This window comes from Roseobacter sp. AzwK-3b (assembly GCF_000170875.1).
GTDB lineage: Bacteria > Pseudomonadota > Alphaproteobacteria > Rhodobacterales > Rhodobacteraceae > Roseovarius > Roseovarius litoreus.
Genome location: NZ_ABCR01000001.1, coordinates 388,636 through 405,202 on the forward strand (window position 1 = coordinate 388,636; position 16,567 = coordinate 405,202).

Below are 16,567 nucleotides of genomic sequence, written 5' to 3' on the forward strand. Positions count from 1 at the left end.
GCCAGCCTGTCAAACCGGGGCGCGGTCCTTCAGCAGTTGGGCACGTTGACCGCCAACCCCCCAAGCGAGGTTTCCTTGTATTTCTCGCTCATGTCGACGCCGGTCTGGCGCATGGTTTCGATACAGGCATCCAGCGGCACCAGATGCGTGCCATCGCCGCGCAGCGCAAGCGAGGCCGCCGACACCGCCTTGATCGCACCCAGCCCGTTGCGTTCGATGCAAGGCACCTGCACCAGCCCCTTGACCGGATCGCATGTCATGCCAAGGTGATGCTCAAGCGCGATCTCGGCGGCGTTCTCGATCTGCGCGGGCGTTCCGCCCAGAACGGCGGCCAGTCCGGCAGCCCCCATCGCCGCGGCGCTGCCCACCTCGGCCTGACACCCGGCCTCGGCGCCCGAAATTGACGCGTTGTATTTCACCAGCCCGCCTATCGCCGCGGCGGTCAGCAGGAAATCCTCGATCTGCGCCTCGGAGGCGCCGGGCACATGCTCGAGCCAGTATTTGATCACGGCAGGCACCACCCCGGCGGCGCCATTGGTGGGCGCGGTCACCACCTGCCCGCCCGCGGCGTTTTCCTCGTTCACCGCCATGGCATAGAGGCTGATCCAGTCATTGATCTTGTGCGGCGCCTGCAGGTTGGTGCCGCGTTCGGCCAGCAGCGCGTCCCGGATACCCTTGGCGCGGCGGCGCACCCGCAGCCCGCCGGGCAATTCGCCATCGGTCTGCATGCCGCGTTCGATGCAGTCATTCATCACCTGCCAGAGCCGCGCCACGCCCGAGCGCAGGTTTTCCGGCCCGCCACGCGAAATCTCGTTGGCCTTCTTCATCTGGGCGATGGTCTTGCCCGAACGGTCCGCCATGTCCAGCATCTCGGCGGCGGATTTGAACGGATAGGGGACAGGATCGCCCTCGTCGGTATTGCGCCCTTGGGCCAATTCGCCCTCGGTCATCACGAAACCGCCGCCGATGGAATAATAGGTCTCCTGCAGGATCACATCGCCCTGCGCGTCCGTCGCCATCAGGATCATCCCGTTGGCATGGCCCGGAAGGTTCGGGCCGAAATCGAAGATCAGATCATCCTTGGGGTGAAAGGCCAGCTCCGGAAGCCCCGGTGGGCGCAGCGTATGCGTCTCGCGGATCTGCTCAAGCACGGCTTCGGCCTTGTGGTGGTCGTAATCGTCGGGGCAGAACCCCGCCAGCCCAAGGATCGTGGCCCGGTCGGTGGCATGTCCCACGCCGGTGAAAGCCAGCGAGCCATGCAGCGATGCGCGCAGGCCATGCGCCTCGAAGGGGGCGGCGCGCATCTTGTCCAGAAAGCGCGCGGCAGCCACCATCGGCCCCATCGTATGCGACGAGGATGGCCCGATCCCGACCTTGAACATCTCGAATACGGACAGAAACATGTGATCCTTCCTGCGCTATGTGCCGGGTGGCCCTTTGGGGCGTCGCCGATCTCTCTATGACCCGAAGCGCACGCCGCGCCGCGCGCAAAAGCGACCGAAGCATCCAAATCTGCGCCAATCCCTGTCATGTAGACATGCACGGCCCGGATTTTAACGCCCCTGCCCGAAATTCAGCCGCGCAGCACCCGGTCAGGTGGCGCTGCCTTCGGGCGGATCGGCGGGGTGCGGATCGCTGAACGGGTGCGGCCCCAGCCCTTCGGCCCGAATGGCGGCGGCTGTGCTGGCGCGGCGCTCAAGGCCAAGCGCCAGCGCCCGCAAGCGCGGCCAGTCATAAAGATCGAACCACGCGGTGTGATCCTCCGGGTAAAGCGCCATCCAGCGCAGGATCGGGCCCAGATAGAGCGCGATGATCCCCGGCCTGTCCCCGTTGAACAGATCGGGATGATCGCCCGCCGCCACATCCAGCTTGTCCAGATGCCCTTTGATGCGGACCTGCGCATGGGCGCGCAGCCGGGCCTGTTCGTCCGCGTCGCCGTCGGTATAGGCGTCGGGATAAAACGTCATGCGCAAGGTGGGATGCAGGGTGTTGGACACGAAGAAAAGCCATTTGAGCGCGGCCCCCCGCCCCGGTGCATCGGGCGCAGGGATCAGCGCGCCATGCCGGTCGGCCAGCCACAGCAGGATCGCACCGGTCTCGAAGATCGGGCCATCAGGCGTTTCCAGCACCGGGATCAGCCCCATCGGATTGAGCCGCAGGTAATCGGGCGAGCGCTGCGCCCGTGCGGCGCGGTCGACCAGCGCGGTGTCATAGGGCACGCCCAGCTCTTCCAGCGCAAGCCGGATGATAAGCGAGGCGTTGTCGGGCGCGTAATGCAAACGGTAGCTTTGTGTCATGGCCGCACCCTAGCGCGCGCCCCGCCCCGCGCCAGCCCGAAACCGACATGGCCGTGACGCTGGTGCAACGGCTCGGGGCGCCTCGAACGCCCCCGCCCATCGCTTTCGCAAGCGATTGCCCCCCGATCACCCGGTTTTCTGGTGTCAGATCGTGGTCATTGCCCCTCGCACCCGGCGCGCAACTTGCCTATAAACACCCCGAAACCTGTGGGGAGCACTGCCATGACCGGAGAATTGTCGCCCATCGACAAGGCCAAGTTCGTCGCCGCCAAACGTTCCGTGGACTATGTCGAGGACGGGATGCGCGTCGGGCTGGGCACAGGATCGACCGCCGCCTGGATGGTCCGCTGTCTGGGCGAGCTCGTGCGCGAGGACGGGCTGAAGATCAAGGGCGTGCCCACATCGACCCGCACCGCCGATCTTGCCCGCGAGGTCGGCATCGAAGTCATCAGCCTCGACGAGGCGCGCTGGCTGGACCTGACCATCGACGGCGCCGATGAATTCGACGCCAGCCTCAACCTGATCAAGGGCGGCGGCGGCGCGCTCTTGCAGGAAAAGATCGTGGCCACCGCCAGCGACCAGATGATCGTGATCGCCGATGTCGGCAAGGAGGTCGAGACCCTCGGCGCCTTCCCCCTCCCGATCGAGGTGATCCCCTTCGGCTGGGAAACCACCAAGTCGCTGGTCGAAGAGATGCTGATCTCGATGGATGTGCTAGGCCGCGACGCGACCCTGCGGATGAATGGCGACCGGCCTTTCGTCACCGATGAGGGGAATTACATTCTCGATCTGCATCTGGGCCGGATCGGCAAGCCCAATCAGCTTGCCATGGTGCTCAACCAGATGCCCGGCGTGGTGGAAAACGGGCTGTTCATCGACATCTGTGATATCGTGATCGTGGGCTATGGCGATGGCCGGGTGGAAACCCGCGACATCAACGAAGGCACGGTGGCCGAGGATCGTCTGGATTTTCTTGAATCCGACAATCTGTTTTCCGATCTGCAGGACTGAACCCAACACCGAATAAGGGCAGACCATGACTTTCGACTACGACCTTTTCGTGATCGGCGGCGGCTCGGGCGGCGTGCGCGCGGCGCGTGTTGCGGCGCAGGGCGGCGCAAAGGTGGCCCTGGCCGAGGAAGACCGCTATGGCGGCACCTGTGTGCAGCGCGGCTGCGTGCCCAAGAAGCTGATGGTCTTCGCCAGCGAATATCCCGGTCAGATCGCCGATGCGCAATCCTACGGCTGGACCGTCCATTCCGGCGGCTTCGACTGGCCCGCGTTTCGCGGCAAGCTGCATGCCGAACTGGACCGGCTCGAAGGGGTCTATCGCCGCCTGCTGGCCAATAGCGGGGTCGAGACCTTCGACACCCGCGCCTCGGTGGCCGACGCCCACACGGTCGAGCTGGCCTCGGGCGGAACGAAGACGGCGAAACATATCCTGATCGCCACTGGCGGCTGGCCGGTGCTGCCCGATCTGCCGGATGCCGAACATGCGCTCACCAGCAACGAGATTTTCCATCTCGATGAATTGCCGCGCTCCATCCTGATTGTCGGCGGCGGCTATATCGCCTGTGAATTCGCCTGCATCCTGAACGGGCTCGGCGTCGAGGTGACGCAATATTACCGTGGCGCGCAAATCCTGCGCGGCTTCGACGAAGAGGCGCGCGGGCTGATTTCCGAAGAGATGATCCGCAATGGCGTGGGCCTGCATCTGGGCACCAATATCATCGAGATGGAAAAGCTGGACCACGGCTTCCGCGTCAAATCCACCAATGGCGACGAACGCGTGTTCGATCAGGTGATGTTCGCCACCGGCCGCGCGCCCAACACCCCCGAACTGGGGCTGGAACGTACCGGCGTGAAGCTGGGCCGCAACGGCGCCATCGAGGTGGACGCCTACAGCCAGACCTCGGTGCCGTCGATCTATGCCATCGGCGACGTGACCGACCGCGTGAACCTGACCCCCGTGGCCATCCGCGAGGGCATGGCCTTTGTGGAAACGGTGTTCAACGGCAACCCCACCCCGGTGGATCACGCTCTGATCCCGACGGCGATCTTCACCCAGCCCGAATTCGGCACCATCGGCCTGAGCGAGGAAGAGGCCCGCGATCAGGAACCGATCGAGGTCTATTGCACCTCGTTCAAACCGATGCAGCAGGCGTTCGCAGGACGTGAAGACCGCGTCTTGATGAAATTGATCGTCAGTCAGGAAACCCGGCGGGTTCTGGGCTGTCATATCGTCGCGCCCGGGGCAGGAGAAATGATCCAACTGGCGGGGATCGCCGTCAAAATGGGTGCAACCAAAGAGGATTTCGACCGGACCGTTGCGGTACACCCCACGATGGCCGAAGAAATCGTAACCATGCGGGAACCGGTGCGCAGCGCTTGATTTTTCGCACGCGCTGCACAGGTTAGACACAACGTCCCGGAGGGACGACAGTAAAGGAAGGTAACACATGGCTGGACAATCTGGCGGCCCATGGGGCGGCGGAGGTAATTCAGGCGGCGGCGGGGATGACAACCGTGGTGGCAACAGGGGCGGTCGCAGACCCCCCGAAGGCGGCGGCCCGCAGATCCCGGAAATCGACGAACTGGTCCGCAAGGGCCAGGATCAGCTGCGCGTCCTGATGGGCGGTCGCGGCGGTGGCACGGGCGGCGGTGCCGGTGGCTCAGGCGGCGGTGGCGGCCCGGCATTCGGGCGGGGTTCGATCCTGCTCGGTGGCGTGATCGCCGTGGTGCTCTGGGGCGCGGCCAGCTTCTACACGGTCAAACCCGAAGAGCAGTCGGTCGAACTGTTTCTGGGCGAATATGCCGCAATCGGCAATCCCGGCCTGAATTTCGCGCCCTGGCCCGTGATGACCTACGAAGTCGTCAACGTGACCTCGGAACGGACCGAAGAAGTGGGCGGCGGTCGCAGCGGCAATGATGGCCTCATGCTGACCACCGATGCGAACATCGTGGATATCGATTTCCAGGTTGTCTGGAACATCTCGGACCCGGCCAAGCTTCTGTTCAACATGCGTGACCCGCAGCTGACCGTGCAGGCGGTGTCCGAATCCGTCATGCGCGAGATCATCGCCGCCAGCACGCTGGCGCCGATTCTCAACCGGGATCGTGGTCTGATCGCCGACACCGCGCGGGAAAATATCCAGGCAACGCTGGACGACTATGACAGCGGCATCAACATCGTGCGGGTCAACCTCGATACGGCCGACCCCCCGCGAGAGGTGATCGACGCCTTCCGCGAGGTGCAGGCCGCCGAACAGGAACGCGACCGCCTGCAGCGTCAGGCCGATGCCTATGCCAACCGCGTTCTGGCCGAAGCCCGCGGCGAAGGCGCCCGGATCATCGAAGAGGCCGAAGGCTACCGCGCCCGCGTGGTGAACGAAGCCATCGGTGAAGCCAGCCGCTTCGTGGCCGTCAGCCAGGAGTTCAACCTGGCACCGGAAGTGACGCAGCGCCGCCTGTATCTTGAAACCGTCGAACGCACGCTTGGTCAGCTCGACAAGATCCTGATCGATGAAAACAGCGGCGCAGGCAACGGACAAGGCGTCGTGCCCTATCTGCCGCTCAACGAGCTGCGTCGCGGCACGTCCAACTCCAGCAACGGGGGCTCGAACTGATGCGTAAATCCGCAATGCTTCTGCCGATTCTGGCCATCGCGGTCGTCGGCTTCATGGCCTCGATCTTTATCGTGGACGAACGTGAAAAGGCGCTGGTTCTCCAGTTCGGCCAGATCAAACAGGTCGTCGAAGAACCGGGCCTCGGCTTCAAGCTGCCGCTCATTCAGGAAGTCGTCAAATACGATGACCGTATCCTGTCGCTCGACACCGACACGATCGAGGTGACGCCCTCGGACGACCGCCGTCTGGTGGTCGATGCCTTCGCGCGCTACCGGATCACCGATGTGGTCCAGTTCCGTCAAGCCGTGGGCGTCGGCGGTATCCGCACCGCCGAGGATCGTCTTTCGTCGATCCTCAATGCCCAGATCCGCGAGGTTCTGGGTGCCGATCAGGTCACGTCGGACACGATCCTCTCGCCACAGCGGGGCGATCTGGCCCGCCGCATCCGCGCCAATGCGCGCGCCAGCGCCGAAAGCCTCGGTCTGGAGATTGTCGACGTCCGGCTGAAGCAGACCAACCTGCCCCAGCAGAACCTCGACGCCACCTTCGCCCGGATGCGCGCCGAACGTGAACGCGAAGCCGCCGACGAAATCGCCCGTGGTAACGAGGCCGCCCAGCGCGTCCGCGCCGCCGCCGACCGGACCGTGGTGGAAACCGTCTCGCAAGCCGAGCGTGAGGCCGAGATCACCCGCGGTGAAGCCGATGCCGAACGCACCCGGATCTACGCCGAAGCCTTCGGTGACAGCCCCGAGTTCTTCACCTTCTACCGCTCGCTCTCTGCGATGGAGCGGTCTTTGCAGGGTGACAACTCCACGCTGGTCTTCTCGCCCGACAGCGAATTCCTGTCCGAGATGTTCAACGCGGTGCGCGCCGACGGCCTGATCGCGGTCGAAAATCTGGGCGTCGACATCGACAGCCTGCGCGACATGGCCCCCGAGGTGCAGATCTCTCCCGATCTGCCCGAGATGGAACGCCAGCGGATGGAAGAAGAATCGCAATCCGGTTCCGGTGACGCGGCCAGCGGAGTGACGAATTGATCGAAACGCTGCTTCTGGCCCTCGGGCTGGTGCTGATCGTGGAGGGGCTGGTCTATGCGCTGGCCCCTTCGCTTTTGGAGCGGATGCTTCTGGCCCTGACCACCCTCTCCGAAGAGCAGCGCCGCCTGATGGGGCTGATCGCGCTGGCGCTCGGGGTGGCGATGGTCTGGGCTGCAAAGACGCTTGGCGCTTGATTTCCCGTTCACTTGCCTTTCACATGGCCGTGACACCGTGTTGCGATCTTTGCGTTTGCGCGGACAACGCCTAAATGATGGTCATAGGACCACAGGGCGTGCGGGCAGAGGTCCGCGCGCTTCCGGACAAAGCCAAGGAGATTCCGCTGTGACAGGCCAATCCGCATCCATCCCCAAAGTCAGCCCCTCCGCCCTCCGGGCGCTCTGGCTGACAGCACTGACCATGGCGCTGATCGTCGCTCAGGCGCTTGTCGCGCTGGCGCGCCCCGAAAGTTTCGCCGATCTGGCCGACCGGGTCAGCCCCGCAGTGGTCAACATCACCACTTCGACCGTGGTCGCCGAAGGCGCCGGCCCCTCCCCCATCGTGCCCGAAGGCTCGCCCTTCGAAGATTTCTTCCGTGAATTCCGCGATCGCAACGGCGATGGCGACCGCCCGCGCCGCAGCTCGGCCTTGGGCTCGGGCTTCGTGATCTCCGAAGACGGCTTCGTGGTGACCAACAACCACGTGATCGAAGCCGCCGACGAAATCATCATCGAGTTTTTCTCGGGCGAGGAACTGGTGGCCGAGGTGATCGGCACCGACCCCAAGACCGATATCGCCCTGCTCAAGGTGAAAGCCGATCAGCCCTTGGCTTTCGTCACCTTCGGCGACAGCGACACCGCCCGCGTGGGCGACTGGGTGATGGCCATGGGCAACCCCCTCGGTCAGGGCTTCTCGGCCAGCGCCGGCATCGTGTCGGCGCGCAACCGCGCCCTCAGCGGCACCTATGACGACTACATCCAGACCGACGCGGCGATCAACCGCGGCAATTCGGGTGGACCGCTGTTCAACATGGACGCGCAGGTGATCGGCGTGAACACCGCGATCCTGTCGCCCACCGGCGGCTCGATCGGAATCGGCTTCTCGATGGCCTCGAACGTGGTGACGCGGGTGATCGACCAGCTCAAGGAATACGGCGAAACCCGCCGCGGCTGGCTCGGCGTGCGCATCCAGGACGTGACCGAGGATGTGGCCGAAGCCATGGGCCTCGAAGAGGTCCGCGGCGCGCTTGTCACCGACGTGCCCGAAGGCCCCGCATCCGAAGCCGGCATGCAAGCCGGCGACGTGATCCTCAGCTTCGACGGCACGCAAGTGAACGACACCCGCGGCCTCGTGCGTCAGGTCGGCAATACCGAGGTCGGCAAAGCCGTGCGTGTCACCGTGTTCCGCGAGGGCAAGACCCAGACGCTCAAGGTCACGCTCGGCCGCCGCGAGGTTGCAGAGGGCGCCGTGCCGACCGCCCAGCCCGGCCCGGACACGCCCGCCGAACCCTCCGAGCAGGAAATGATGGGCCTCACCATCAGCCCCCTCGATGACGAGCTGCGTGGCCAGCTCGATCTCGGCTCGGATGTGACCGGGCTTGTCGTGACCGATGTGGACGACCTCTCGGAAGCCTATGAAAAAGGCGTGCGCGCGGGTGACCTGATCACCGAAGCCGGTCAGCAAAACGTGGCGAGCATCAGCGATCTCGAGGACCGCATCAGCGAGGCGCGCGACGCGGGACGCAAATCCATCCTGCTTCTGATCCGCCGCTCCGGCGAACCGCGCTTCGTGGCGCTGCCGATCGACAGCGAGAACTGAGCTTTTGGCCAATGAATGATCAAGGGCGCCTTCCGGGGCGCCCTTTTTCGTCGGTGCGGATTGGGGGCCAGCCCCCAAACCCCCGGGATATTTCCGGCCAGAAGAAACGCGCGCGCGGCGCGTCTTTCATCGTTCCCCAAATACTCCCGCCGGAGGCATCCATGGTCGGACACATGCACTCACGCCGGGATGGGGAAATCCATCAGCGGCGTGTCCTTGCGCAGGTAGAGCGGGTGCTTTGCCGATCCGTCCTTGTTCAGACCGAGGCATTTGATCGGCTTGCCCGTGCCCGACATCGCCGCCAGCACCGCGCGCACCACCGGCTGGAAGCGGGTGTGCAATTTGCCATAGGCCATGACGATCAGCTCGGCCTCCTGCGCCATCTCGGTCAGCGCCGGGATATTGGCCGGGCTGCAAGCAAGATCGGGATCGGCGGGCAGGTCGCGCGGCGCGGTGGCGCGCCAGTCCAGCACATTGCCCTTGAGATAGCGGGTAAAGCCCCAGTCGCGCGCGAAGATCAATTCGCGGTGGCATGTCGGGTCCGAGACCTCGGCCGCCGCGACCGATGGGTTCATGCCCACGAAAAGCACCGCGCGCGGCACGGCATCCGTCGGTGTCCAGTCGCGGCTGAGCATCTGGCGGTAGCGGCCGCAGTCGGAAAAGCGCGCGCCGCCGGTCACCCCGTCGGGCAACTTGAGGCGGACCTTGCCGCCCGGGTCGTGCCCTTCCGGTCCGGTGGCTGACCCGGTCACTGGTTGAAGACGCGGCTGGGGTGCAGCTCGCCCGCCTTGTAGCGGCCCACCGCGACGGCCCGACCGTCATAGGAGGCCCAGCATTCCTCGCCATATTCGACATCCGAGGCGATCACCATGCCGGGATTGCCGTTCTTCAGCCGCGCCAGCCCCACATCGGTGCAGCGCAGTTCGGGCAACTCACCGAGCCCTTCTTCCAGAGGGCGCACAAAGGCGTCAAGCTCGGGCGTGCGCGCCAGCCTGTCGATCTCGTCGAGGCTCAGCCCGTCCTCGGCGCGGAACGGTCCCGACCAGATGCGCCGCAGCTTTGTGACATGGCCGAAACATCCCAGCACCGCGCCCAGATCACGGGCGATCGCGCGCACATAGCCGCCCTTGCCGCAGGTCATTTCCAGCACCACGTGATCGACATCGGGGCGCGCGATCATCACCAGTTCCTCGACCCAGAGAGGGCGGGCCTCGACCTCGAACGTCTCTCCGTCGCGGGCCAGCTTATAGGCGCGCTGGCCGTCGATCTTGACGGCGGAATATTTCGGGGGCACCTGCATGATCTCGCCGACGAAGCCATGCAGCGCCTCCTTGATGGCGGCATCATCGGGGCGCGCGTCGCTCTGGGCGATCACCTCGCCTTCGGCGTCATCGGTATTGGTGGCCTGCCCCAAACGCACGGTGAAGTCATAGGCTTTCAGCGCCTCGGTGATATAGGGAACGGTCTTGGTGGCCTCGCCCAGCGCCACGGCCAGAACGCCGGTCGCCTCGGGATCGAGCGTGCCGGCATGCCCCGCCTTTTGCGCCTGCAGCGCCCAGCGCACCTTGTTGACCACGGCGGTGGATGTCAGCCCTGCGGGCTTGTCCACGACCAGCCAGCCGGAAAGATCGCGCCCCTTGCGTTTGCGTGCCATGGTCCTGTCCTTCATCCGGGGTGGAGGCGCGGGCGTAGCCCAAGCCCCGCGCGCTGTCAATTCGGCAGGTGCCCGATCAGCCCTGCGGCGCCACCACGCCGACGATCGGTCCCATCGGGAAGCCGCCATCATGGCGGTTGAGCGCCGGAACATAGAGCCGCGAGATGCTGCCGTCGAAGTAAAGCGCCTGCTCTGCCCCCAGCATATCGCGAAACAGCGTGCCGAAGTCGTGGAAGGTCACCGGCGCCTCGGAAATCGCGAACCAGACCGTGCGCCCATCGTCTGAGCTTCCAACCCCGTTGCGCACATGCCGGCTGTCGCTATCGGGCAGGAAACGCGGATGCAGCGCGCCGTCGATCACCAGCATCGGCCCAGACTGGGTCGCATGGCGGCAAGCGGGCGCCTCTTCGACGAAGCGCAGCGTTTCCACCACATCGGCCCAGCCCTCCGCGATGCAGAACACCCCGTTGGGCAGCATCCCGAAATTCCCCGGTCCCGCCGACGAGATCACCGGCGCCAGCGCCACACCATCCTCGACGTAATGGCCCACGGGTCGGCGATCGCTGTGATACATGCCCGCGTTCATCGCAAAGACCAAACGCTCGCCCGCCGCTTCCAGCCGTTCCTCGACATTGCCGAAACTGGCCAACGGGCGCCCCGTCTCCGCATCGCGCAGGAACAGCCGCAGATCGGACGAAGTTGCATCCACCGTGCAGACCGTGAAGGATTGCCCCAGATGCTCGACCGCTGCGCACTCGACAGCCGCCGCAGGCCCGGCCAAGGCACACAGCACCGCGGCCCAGCGCAACGCCCTAGCTTTCGACATCCCGTCGCACCTTTTCATCGGCGAACATGCGGCGGGTCTCGTCCATGCGGTCGAAGGTCTCGTCGATGCGGAACCGCAGATCGGGCACATATTTCAGGTCGAGCTTCTTGCCGATCAGCCGGCGCAATTCGCCCCGGTTGCGCGCCAGCAGATCGATCACCTGCTCCTGCCCGTCACCGCCCAGAGGCAGCACATAGGCCGTCGCGATCCTGAGATCGGGCGACACGCGCACCTCGCCCACGGTCACCGACATGCGGTTCAGCTCGGGGTCATGCACATCGCCGCGCATCAGCAGGTCCGACAGCGTCCGGCGCACAAGCTCGCCCACGCGAAGCTGGCGCTGAGAAGGGCCCTGACCATCATGAGACTTGTTCTTTGCCATGCAGCGCATCTAATCGCTCTGCGGGCCTTTGCCAAGACGAATGCGCGCGCCCGGCCCTTGCCGCGCCCTGTTCCCCATTGTGCGCCGCCCCCGGCCCGCGTTACACAACCCACCAGACACCAGACCCGTTTGCCAACCGGAGACCGCGACATGACAGACCTGCCCGGCATTGTGATCACCGGCGCCTCGGGGCGCATGGGCCAGATGCTGATCCGCACCGTGCTCGACAGTCCGCGCGCGCAGCTTGTCGGCGCGCTGGAACGCACGGGGCATGACTGGATCGGACGCGATCTGGGCGAGGCGATGGGTGGCGCGCCGATCAATCTCGCCGTGACGGACGATCCGCTCGAAGCCTTTGCCCGCGCCCATGCGGTGATCGATTTCACCGCCCCCGCCGCCACCGTGGAATTTGCCGGGATCGCGGCTCAGGCGCGCTGCGTGCATGTGATCGGCACCACCGGTCTCAGTGATGACGATCTCGCCGCCATCGGCGCCGCCGCGCGCCACGCCACGATCATCCGCGCCGGCAACATGAGCCTTGGCGTCAATCTTCTGGTGCAGCTCACCCGCAAGGTCGCCGCAGCCCTGGACGAGGACTTCGACATCGAGGTGATCGAGGCGCATCACAACCAGAAGGTCGATGCCCCCTCGGGCACCGCCCTGATGCTGGGTGAGGCGGCGGCCCTTGGGCGCGGTGTGCGGCTTGACGACGTCTCGGATCGGGGCCGCGACGGGATCACCGGCAAGCGGCGGCGCGGCGATATCGGATTTTCCGCGATCCGGGGCGGCGATATCGTGGGCGAACACGACGTGATGTTCGCAGCCACCGGCGAGCGTGTGATCCTGCGCCACATCGCCACCGACCGGGCCGTGTTCGCGCGCGGCGCTCTCAAGGCGGCCCTCTGGGGTCAGGGGCGCAAACCCGGCGAATATGACATGATGGATGTGCTGGGGCTCAACGAAAATTGATCCGCATGGGGCGCTGACCCGTATAGTATCCAAGACCGACTCGTTTGTTAGCGTGAAGGATCGTGGATTATGCGTCTCTGTGCCCTCACTTTTCTGAGCTTTGCCGTCGCGGCGCCCCTGCCCGCTGCCGCTGAAGGATTTTCTCAAATCTCGGATGAAAAGACATTCGTCTCGCTGGTGGATGGGCGCAAGCTCACGCGCTTCGGCATCCAGCTGGATGTGACCGACGATGGCCAGATCAAGGGTCGCGCCTTCGGTCGTAACGTGACCGGCGCCTGGGATTGGCGTTCGGGCTATTTCTGCCGCAACATCTATTGGGGCGATTACGAGATCGGCGCCAATTGTCAGGCGGTTCAGGTCAAGAACCAGACGCTGCGCTTCATTTCCGATCAAGGAACCGGCGATTTCGCCGATCTTCGCCTGCAATAGCCACGCGGCCCGCGATCAGAAGTCTATCGCAAGGCCCTTCTTCTCCCAGTCGCCATAGCGCACGGGCTCAAGCCCTTCGCGCCGCCCACCAAGTTCCTTGGGCAGATCAAGCGCTTCGGCCTTGCGCCGACGTTCCTCGGCCTCGGCCAGGGCGCGTTGCGCGGCGGGCGGCAGATCGGAGATGTCATCGCTCATCGTCGGGGTTCCTTTGCTCTTCGCCCCTTGATATATGCCAGCCTTGCCCCAAGCCAAGGATGCCAGATGTCACAGCCCGCACCGTCCGCCCGCCGCAGCGCGGTCCATCTGCTCGATCAGGTGCTGGGCGAAGGGCGGCTGATGTCCGATCTCATCTCCTCCGGGGCGCTGGACCGGCTCGATCCCGCTGACCGCGCCCGCGCCCAGCGCCTTGCCACCGACACGCTGCGCGGCATCGAACGCGCCGACCGTCTGCTCAAGCGTCACCTGCGCAAACCCCCGCCCCTGCATGTGTTCAACATCCTGCGTCTCGGCACGGTCGAGCTGTGCATGGGCGGCGATGCGCATGGCGTGGTCAACGATCTGGTCGCCCTTGTCGGCTCTCACCGCCGCTATGGCAACCTCAAGGGGTTGATCAACGCGGTGCTGCGCAAGATGGCCGCTGACGGGCCGGGCACTTGGAACGATCTTCGGGTGCCGCGCCTGCCGCGATGGCTGCGCGAACCGCTGGTCTCGGCCTGGGGGGCCGGGGCCGTGGCGCAGATGGAGCAAGCGCAATTCGCCGGTGCGCCGCTCGATCTGACCGCGCGCGGCGATGCCGTCGCCTTGGCCGAACGCCTGCAGGGCACGCTGTTGCCCACCGGCTCGGTGCGCCTGTCCGACGCCGGGCAGGTCTCGGCGCTGCCGGGGTACACGTCGGGCGACTGGTGGGTGCAGGATGCCGCCGCCGCCTTGCCCGTCCGCGTGCTGGACCCCCAACCGCATGAGGCGGTGCTGGATCTCTGCGCCGCACCGGGCGGCAAGACCCTGCAGCTTTGCGCCGCCGGGGCCAATGTGACGGCGCTCGATCTGTCCGAAAAACGCATGGCCCGTGTGCGCGAGAACCTTGAACGCTGCGGATATTCGGCCAATTGCATCACCGGCGACGCGCTTGAACATGCGGGCGGCCCCTATGACGCGGTGCTGCTGGATGCGCCCTGTTCGGCCACCGGCACGATCCGCCGCCATCCCGATCTGCCCTTCGCCAAGGACGGGTCCGAGTTCGGCGCGCTGATCGCGCTGCAGGCGGCGATGCTGGATCATGCTCTGTCCCTTCTCAAGCCGGGTGGGCGGCTGGTGTTCTGCACCTGCTCGCTTCTACCGGACGAAGGTGAATGCCAGGTTGACGAAGCGCTCGGTCGTCATCCGGGCCTCTCGGTCGACCGGGGCGCCGTTGCCGGTCTGCCGGGGATCGACCCTGCATGGATCACCGACGAGGGCGGGTTGCGTCTGCGTCCCGACCACTGGCCCGATCTGGGCGGGATGGACGGCTTCTACATCGCCTGTCTGCGGCCCGCTCCGGCGTCCTGAGCCGGGCGCGATCCGGGCAGGCTTGGGCCGATTTGCGTACGGGATGGACACAAATCTGCGGCTTGGACTCGAATTTGGTCCTGAATGCGTGTCGGTTTCGTACAACTCGTACTAAACTCGCCGCCCGGCACGCAATCCGTCGGTGACTTGCCCGGTCTCGGCGGCTATAGTTTCGCCACAACGCCAGCAAGAGCGTGCAGAGGCACGGTAAATGTTACAACCCGATACCCTGTCGGCGCGCTGGACGCGCCTCATGAACCGCGCCGCCGCAAGGCGCGCCACTTGGTCGCGCCCGATCACCGCTTTCGTGTCGCAGCCCGAACCCCGCACCATCGGAAGCTATGCGCGCGGTCGGCAGTTGGCCGCTGGCAACTTCTTGTTTTCCGGCCATCTTTTGCAACAGCCCGAGACAAGCATCTGGGATCTGGATCCGCCGGATGCGGCTTTTTCGGATGCGATGCACGGCTTTGGCTGGCTCGATGATCTGGCCGCCGCCGCCGATCCGCGCTGCCGATCCTGCGCTCAGGATTGGCTCTGGACATGGATTGACCGCTATGGTGCCGGTCGTGGCCCCGGCTGGACCCCGGATCTCGCGGGTCGCCGACTGATCCGCTGGATAAATCACGCGCTTTTCGTGCTCAGCGGTCAGTCCGCCGACCGCACCAAGGCTTTCTACAAGTCCTTGGCACAACAGACAATTTTTCTTGGTCGCCGTTGGAAGGCCTCGCGCCCCGGCCTGCCGCGATTCGAAGCGTTAACCGGGCTTGTCTATGCCGGACTGTCGCTTGAGGGCATGGAAACCCATATCGCCCCCGCCGTGGCCGCTTTGGCCCGCGAATGCGACCGCCAGATCGACGACGCCGGTGGCCTAGCCACCCGTAACCCCGAGGAATTGCTCGAGGTTTTCACCCTTCTGACATGGGCCTCGGTCGCCTTGGGCGAATCGGGCCGCGCCCCGTCCGAGGCGCATTGGTCCGCCATCGAACGCATCGCCCCCACCCTGCGCACCCTGCGCCATGCCGATGGCGGGCTGGCGCGGTTTCATGGCGGCGGCAAGGGGCTTGAGGGCCGGCTGGACAACGCGCTTGCCAACAGCGGCGTCAAGACGCAGCAACCTGACGGGTTATCAATGGGTTACGCCCGTCTCAGCGCCGGTCGAACCTCGATCATCGTGGACGCCGCGCCGCCTCCTTCGGGCAAGGCTTCGGGCAATGCCCATGCCTCGACACTTGCGTTCGAGCTGACCTCGGGCCGCCGCCCGCTGATCGTGAACTGCGGCTCCGGCGCCAGCTTCGGCCTGCAATGGCGCCGCGCGGGCCGTGCCACACCGTCGCACTCCACCCTGATCCTTGCCGGCCGGTCCAGCGCCCGGCTCACCAAGGGGTCCGAACGGCACGCCCTGTTGATCGACGCCCCCCGAAACGTGCCGGTCAAGCTCAGCCGCGCCTCGGATGGCATCCGCTTCGAGGGTGGGCATGATGGCTATACCGGCAGTCACGGCCTCACCCATGCCCGCAGCCTTGATCTGACCTTCGACGGGCGCGGCGTGGCCGGTGAGGACATGTTGCGGACGCTCAACGAAACCGACCGCCGCCGTTTCGACAGGGCGATGGATGCTGTGACGCTACAGGGCGTCACATTCGAGATCCGGTTCCACCTGCACCCCGATGTGGATGCCAGCCTCGACATGGGGGGAGCCGCCGTGTCCATGGCCCTCAAAAGCGGTGAGATCTGGGTGTTCCGGTCCGATGGGACAGTGAAACTGTCGCTTGAACCCAGTGTTTATCTTGAAAAAAACCGCCTCAAGCCGCGTGCGACCAAACAAATCGTTCTATCCGGTCGCGTGATGGAGTATGCGACGCGCACAAGATGGTCACTCGCCAAGGCGCAGGAGACGCCAATCGGCATCCGCGACCTGGCGCAAGACACGCCCGAGCCGGTGACCGATATCGATTGAACCGACCCAAGACTGACACAGACAGACCCG

17 protein-coding genes are annotated in these 16,567 nt (G+C 65.4%); 10 read left to right on the forward strand and 7 right to left on the reverse strand.

Annotated features, from left to right (window positions below; genetic code table 11):
• Positions 1 to 29: 29 nt before the first annotated feature.
• Both RAZWK3B_RS01690 and RAZWK3B_RS01695 read right to left on the reverse strand, forming a co-directional pair.
• Positions 30 to 1,403: an L-serine ammonia-lyase gene (locus RAZWK3B_RS01690; protein ID WP_007811641.1), complete on the reverse strand. Its 1,374-nt coding sequence runs from the start codon at positions 1,401 to 1,403 to the stop codon at positions 30 to 32.
• Positions 1,404 to 1,592: 189 nt separating this feature from the next.
• The gene (locus tag RAZWK3B_RS01695; protein ID WP_007811643.1) at positions 1,593 to 2,297 is read right to left on the reverse strand and encodes a glutathione S-transferase family protein; all 705 of its coding nucleotides are present in this window, start codon (positions 2,295 to 2,297) and stop codon (positions 1,593 to 1,595) included.
• A gap of 222 nt (positions 2,298 to 2,519) precedes the next feature.
• Here RAZWK3B_RS01695 and rpiA point away from each other — a divergent pair, with 222 nt between their 5' ends.
• From rpiA to RAZWK3B_RS01725, 6 genes are all read left to right on the forward strand, one after another.
• Entirely contained in the window at positions 2,520 to 3,308 is a 789-nt protein-coding gene (rpiA, locus tag RAZWK3B_RS01700; protein WP_007811644.1) for a ribose-5-phosphate isomerase RpiA, read from the forward strand.
• 25 nt (positions 3,309 to 3,333) lie between these two features.
• Positions 3,334 to 4,689: a glutathione-disulfide reductase gene (gene gor / locus RAZWK3B_RS01705; RefSeq protein ID WP_007811646.1), complete on the forward strand. Its 1,356-nt coding sequence runs from the start codon at positions 3,334 to 3,336 to the stop codon at positions 4,687 to 4,689.
• A 67-nt stretch (positions 4,690 to 4,756) separates the two neighbouring features.
• A complete protein-coding gene (gene hflK, locus RAZWK3B_RS01710; RefSeq protein WP_007811647.1) occupies positions 4,757 to 5,923 on the forward strand; it encodes an FtsH protease activity modulator HflK in 1,167 nt (388 codons plus the stop codon).
• Positions 5,923 to 6,960: a protease modulator HflC gene (hflC, locus tag RAZWK3B_RS01715; RefSeq protein WP_083798938.1), complete on the forward strand. Its 1,038-nt coding sequence runs from the start codon at positions 5,923 to 5,925 to the stop codon at positions 6,958 to 6,960. Before hflK ends, hflC begins: the two co-directional genes overlap by 1 nt.
• Positions 6,957 to 7,154: a DUF2065 domain-containing protein gene (locus RAZWK3B_RS01720; protein ID WP_007811649.1), complete on the forward strand. Its 198-nt coding sequence runs from the start codon at positions 6,957 to 6,959 to the stop codon at positions 7,152 to 7,154. Before hflC ends, RAZWK3B_RS01720 begins: the two co-directional genes overlap by 4 nt.
• A gap of 223 nt (positions 7,155 to 7,377) precedes the next feature.
• On the forward strand, positions 7,378 to 8,775 hold the full coding sequence (locus RAZWK3B_RS01725) for a Do family serine endopeptidase (RefSeq protein ID WP_083798940.1): 1,398 nt from the start codon (positions 7,378 to 7,380) through the stop codon (positions 8,773 to 8,775).
• A 179-nt stretch (positions 8,776 to 8,954) separates the two neighbouring features.
• Here RAZWK3B_RS01725 and RAZWK3B_RS01730 read toward each other — a convergent pair whose 3' ends face one another.
• The 4 genes from RAZWK3B_RS01730 to rbfA form a co-directional block, all read right to left on the reverse strand.
• The gene (locus tag RAZWK3B_RS01730; protein WP_007811652.1) at positions 8,955 to 9,527 is read right to left on the reverse strand and encodes a DUF1643 domain-containing protein; all 573 of its coding nucleotides are present in this window, start codon (positions 9,525 to 9,527) and stop codon (positions 8,955 to 8,957) included.
• Positions 9,524 to 10,429 carry a tRNA pseudouridine(55) synthase TruB gene (truB, locus tag RAZWK3B_RS01735; protein ID WP_007811653.1) on the reverse strand — a complete coding sequence of 302 codons (906 nt, stop codon included), beginning with the start codon at positions 10,427 to 10,429 and terminating at the stop codon, positions 9,524 to 9,526. The genes RAZWK3B_RS01730 and truB overlap by 4 nt, the downstream gene beginning before the upstream one ends.
• Positions 10,430 to 10,505: 76 nt before the next feature.
• On the reverse strand, positions 10,506 to 11,255 hold the full coding sequence (locus RAZWK3B_RS01740; RefSeq protein WP_157132104.1) for a phosphodiester glycosidase family protein: 750 nt from the start codon (positions 11,253 to 11,255) through the stop codon (positions 10,506 to 10,508).
• Positions 11,242 to 11,637: a 30S ribosome-binding factor RbfA gene (rbfA, locus tag RAZWK3B_RS01745; RefSeq protein ID WP_037294954.1), complete on the reverse strand. Its 396-nt coding sequence runs from the start codon at positions 11,635 to 11,637 to the stop codon at positions 11,242 to 11,244. Before rbfA ends, RAZWK3B_RS01740 begins: the two co-directional genes overlap by 14 nt.
• Before the next feature lie 150 nt (positions 11,638 to 11,787).
• Here rbfA and dapB point away from each other — a divergent pair, with 150 nt between their 5' ends.
• On the forward strand, positions 11,788 to 12,606 hold the full coding sequence (gene dapB, locus RAZWK3B_RS01750; RefSeq protein ID WP_007811656.1) for a 4-hydroxy-tetrahydrodipicolinate reductase: 819 nt from the start codon (positions 11,788 to 11,790) through the stop codon (positions 12,604 to 12,606).
• A 69-nt stretch (positions 12,607 to 12,675) separates the two neighbouring features.
• A complete protein-coding gene (locus RAZWK3B_RS01755; RefSeq protein ID WP_007811657.1) occupies positions 12,676 to 13,035 on the forward strand; it encodes a hypothetical protein in 360 nt (119 codons plus the stop codon).
• Between the two features lie 15 nt (positions 13,036 to 13,050).
• Here the strand turns inward: RAZWK3B_RS01755 and RAZWK3B_RS01760 are convergent, their stop codons facing one another.
• Positions 13,051 to 13,230: a DUF1674 domain-containing protein gene (locus RAZWK3B_RS01760; protein ID WP_007811658.1), complete on the reverse strand. Its 180-nt coding sequence runs from the start codon at positions 13,228 to 13,230 to the stop codon at positions 13,051 to 13,053.
• Positions 13,231 to 13,296: 66 nt separating this feature from the next.
• On the opposite strand from RAZWK3B_RS01760, the gene RAZWK3B_RS01765 reads away from it, so the two are divergent.
• Positions 13,297 to 14,580, forward strand: a complete 1,284-nt coding sequence (locus RAZWK3B_RS01765) for an RsmB/NOP family class I SAM-dependent RNA methyltransferase (protein ID WP_007811660.1) — start codon at positions 13,297 to 13,299, stop codon at positions 14,578 to 14,580.
• A 211-nt stretch (positions 14,581 to 14,791) separates the two neighbouring features.
• Positions 14,792 to 16,537 carry a heparinase II/III family protein gene (locus RAZWK3B_RS01770; RefSeq protein WP_037294785.1) on the forward strand — a complete coding sequence of 582 codons (1,746 nt, stop codon included), beginning with the start codon at positions 14,792 to 14,794 and terminating at the stop codon, positions 16,535 to 16,537.
• Positions 16,538 to 16,567 lie beyond the last annotated feature (30 nt).

Bases quoted from the DNA above. Each gene is read 5' to 3' on its own strand.
- RAZWK3B_RS01690 (WP_007811641.1), bottom strand. From the start codon at position 1,403: ATGTTTCTGTCCGTATTCGAGATGTTCAAGGTCGGGATCGGGCCATCC.
- RAZWK3B_RS01695 (WP_007811643.1), bottom strand. From the start codon at position 2,297: ATGACACAAAGCTACCGTTTGCATTACGCGCCCGACAACGCCTCGCTT.
- rpiA (WP_007811644.1), top strand. From the start codon at position 2,520: ATGACCGGAGAATTGTCGCCCATCGACAAGGCCAAGTTCGTCGCCGCC.
- gor (WP_007811646.1), top strand. From the start codon at position 3,334: ATGACTTTCGACTACGACCTTTTCGTGATCGGCGGCGGCTCGGGCGGC.
- hflK (WP_007811647.1), top strand. From the start codon at position 4,757: ATGGCTGGACAATCTGGCGGCCCATGGGGCGGCGGAGGTAATTCAGGC.
- hflC (WP_083798938.1), top strand. From the start codon at position 5,923: ATGCGTAAATCCGCAATGCTTCTGCCGATTCTGGCCATCGCGGTCGTC.
- RAZWK3B_RS01725 (WP_083798940.1), top strand. From the start codon at position 7,378: ATGGCGCTGATCGTCGCTCAGGCGCTTGTCGCGCTGGCGCGCCCCGAA.
- truB (WP_007811653.1), bottom strand. From the start codon at position 10,429: ATGGCACGCAAACGCAAGGGGCGCGATCTTTCCGGCTGGCTGGTCGTG.
- RAZWK3B_RS01740 (WP_157132104.1), bottom strand. From the start codon at position 11,255: ATGTCGAAAGCTAGGGCGTTGCGCTGGGCCGCGGTGCTGTGTGCCTTG.
- rbfA (WP_037294954.1), bottom strand. From the start codon at position 11,637: ATGGCAAAGAACAAGTCTCATGATGGTCAGGGCCCTTCTCAGCGCCAG.
- dapB (WP_007811656.1), top strand. From the start codon at position 11,788: ATGACAGACCTGCCCGGCATTGTGATCACCGGCGCCTCGGGGCGCATG.
- RAZWK3B_RS01755 (WP_007811657.1), top strand. From the start codon at position 12,676: ATGCGTCTCTGTGCCCTCACTTTTCTGAGCTTTGCCGTCGCGGCGCCC.
- RAZWK3B_RS01760 (WP_007811658.1), bottom strand. From the start codon at position 13,230: ATGAGCGATGACATCTCCGATCTGCCGCCCGCCGCGCAACGCGCCCTG.
- RAZWK3B_RS01765 (WP_007811660.1), top strand. From the start codon at position 13,297: ATGTCACAGCCCGCACCGTCCGCCCGCCGCAGCGCGGTCCATCTGCTC.
- RAZWK3B_RS01770 (WP_037294785.1), top strand. From the start codon at position 14,792: ATGTTACAACCCGATACCCTGTCGGCGCGCTGGACGCGCCTCATGAAC.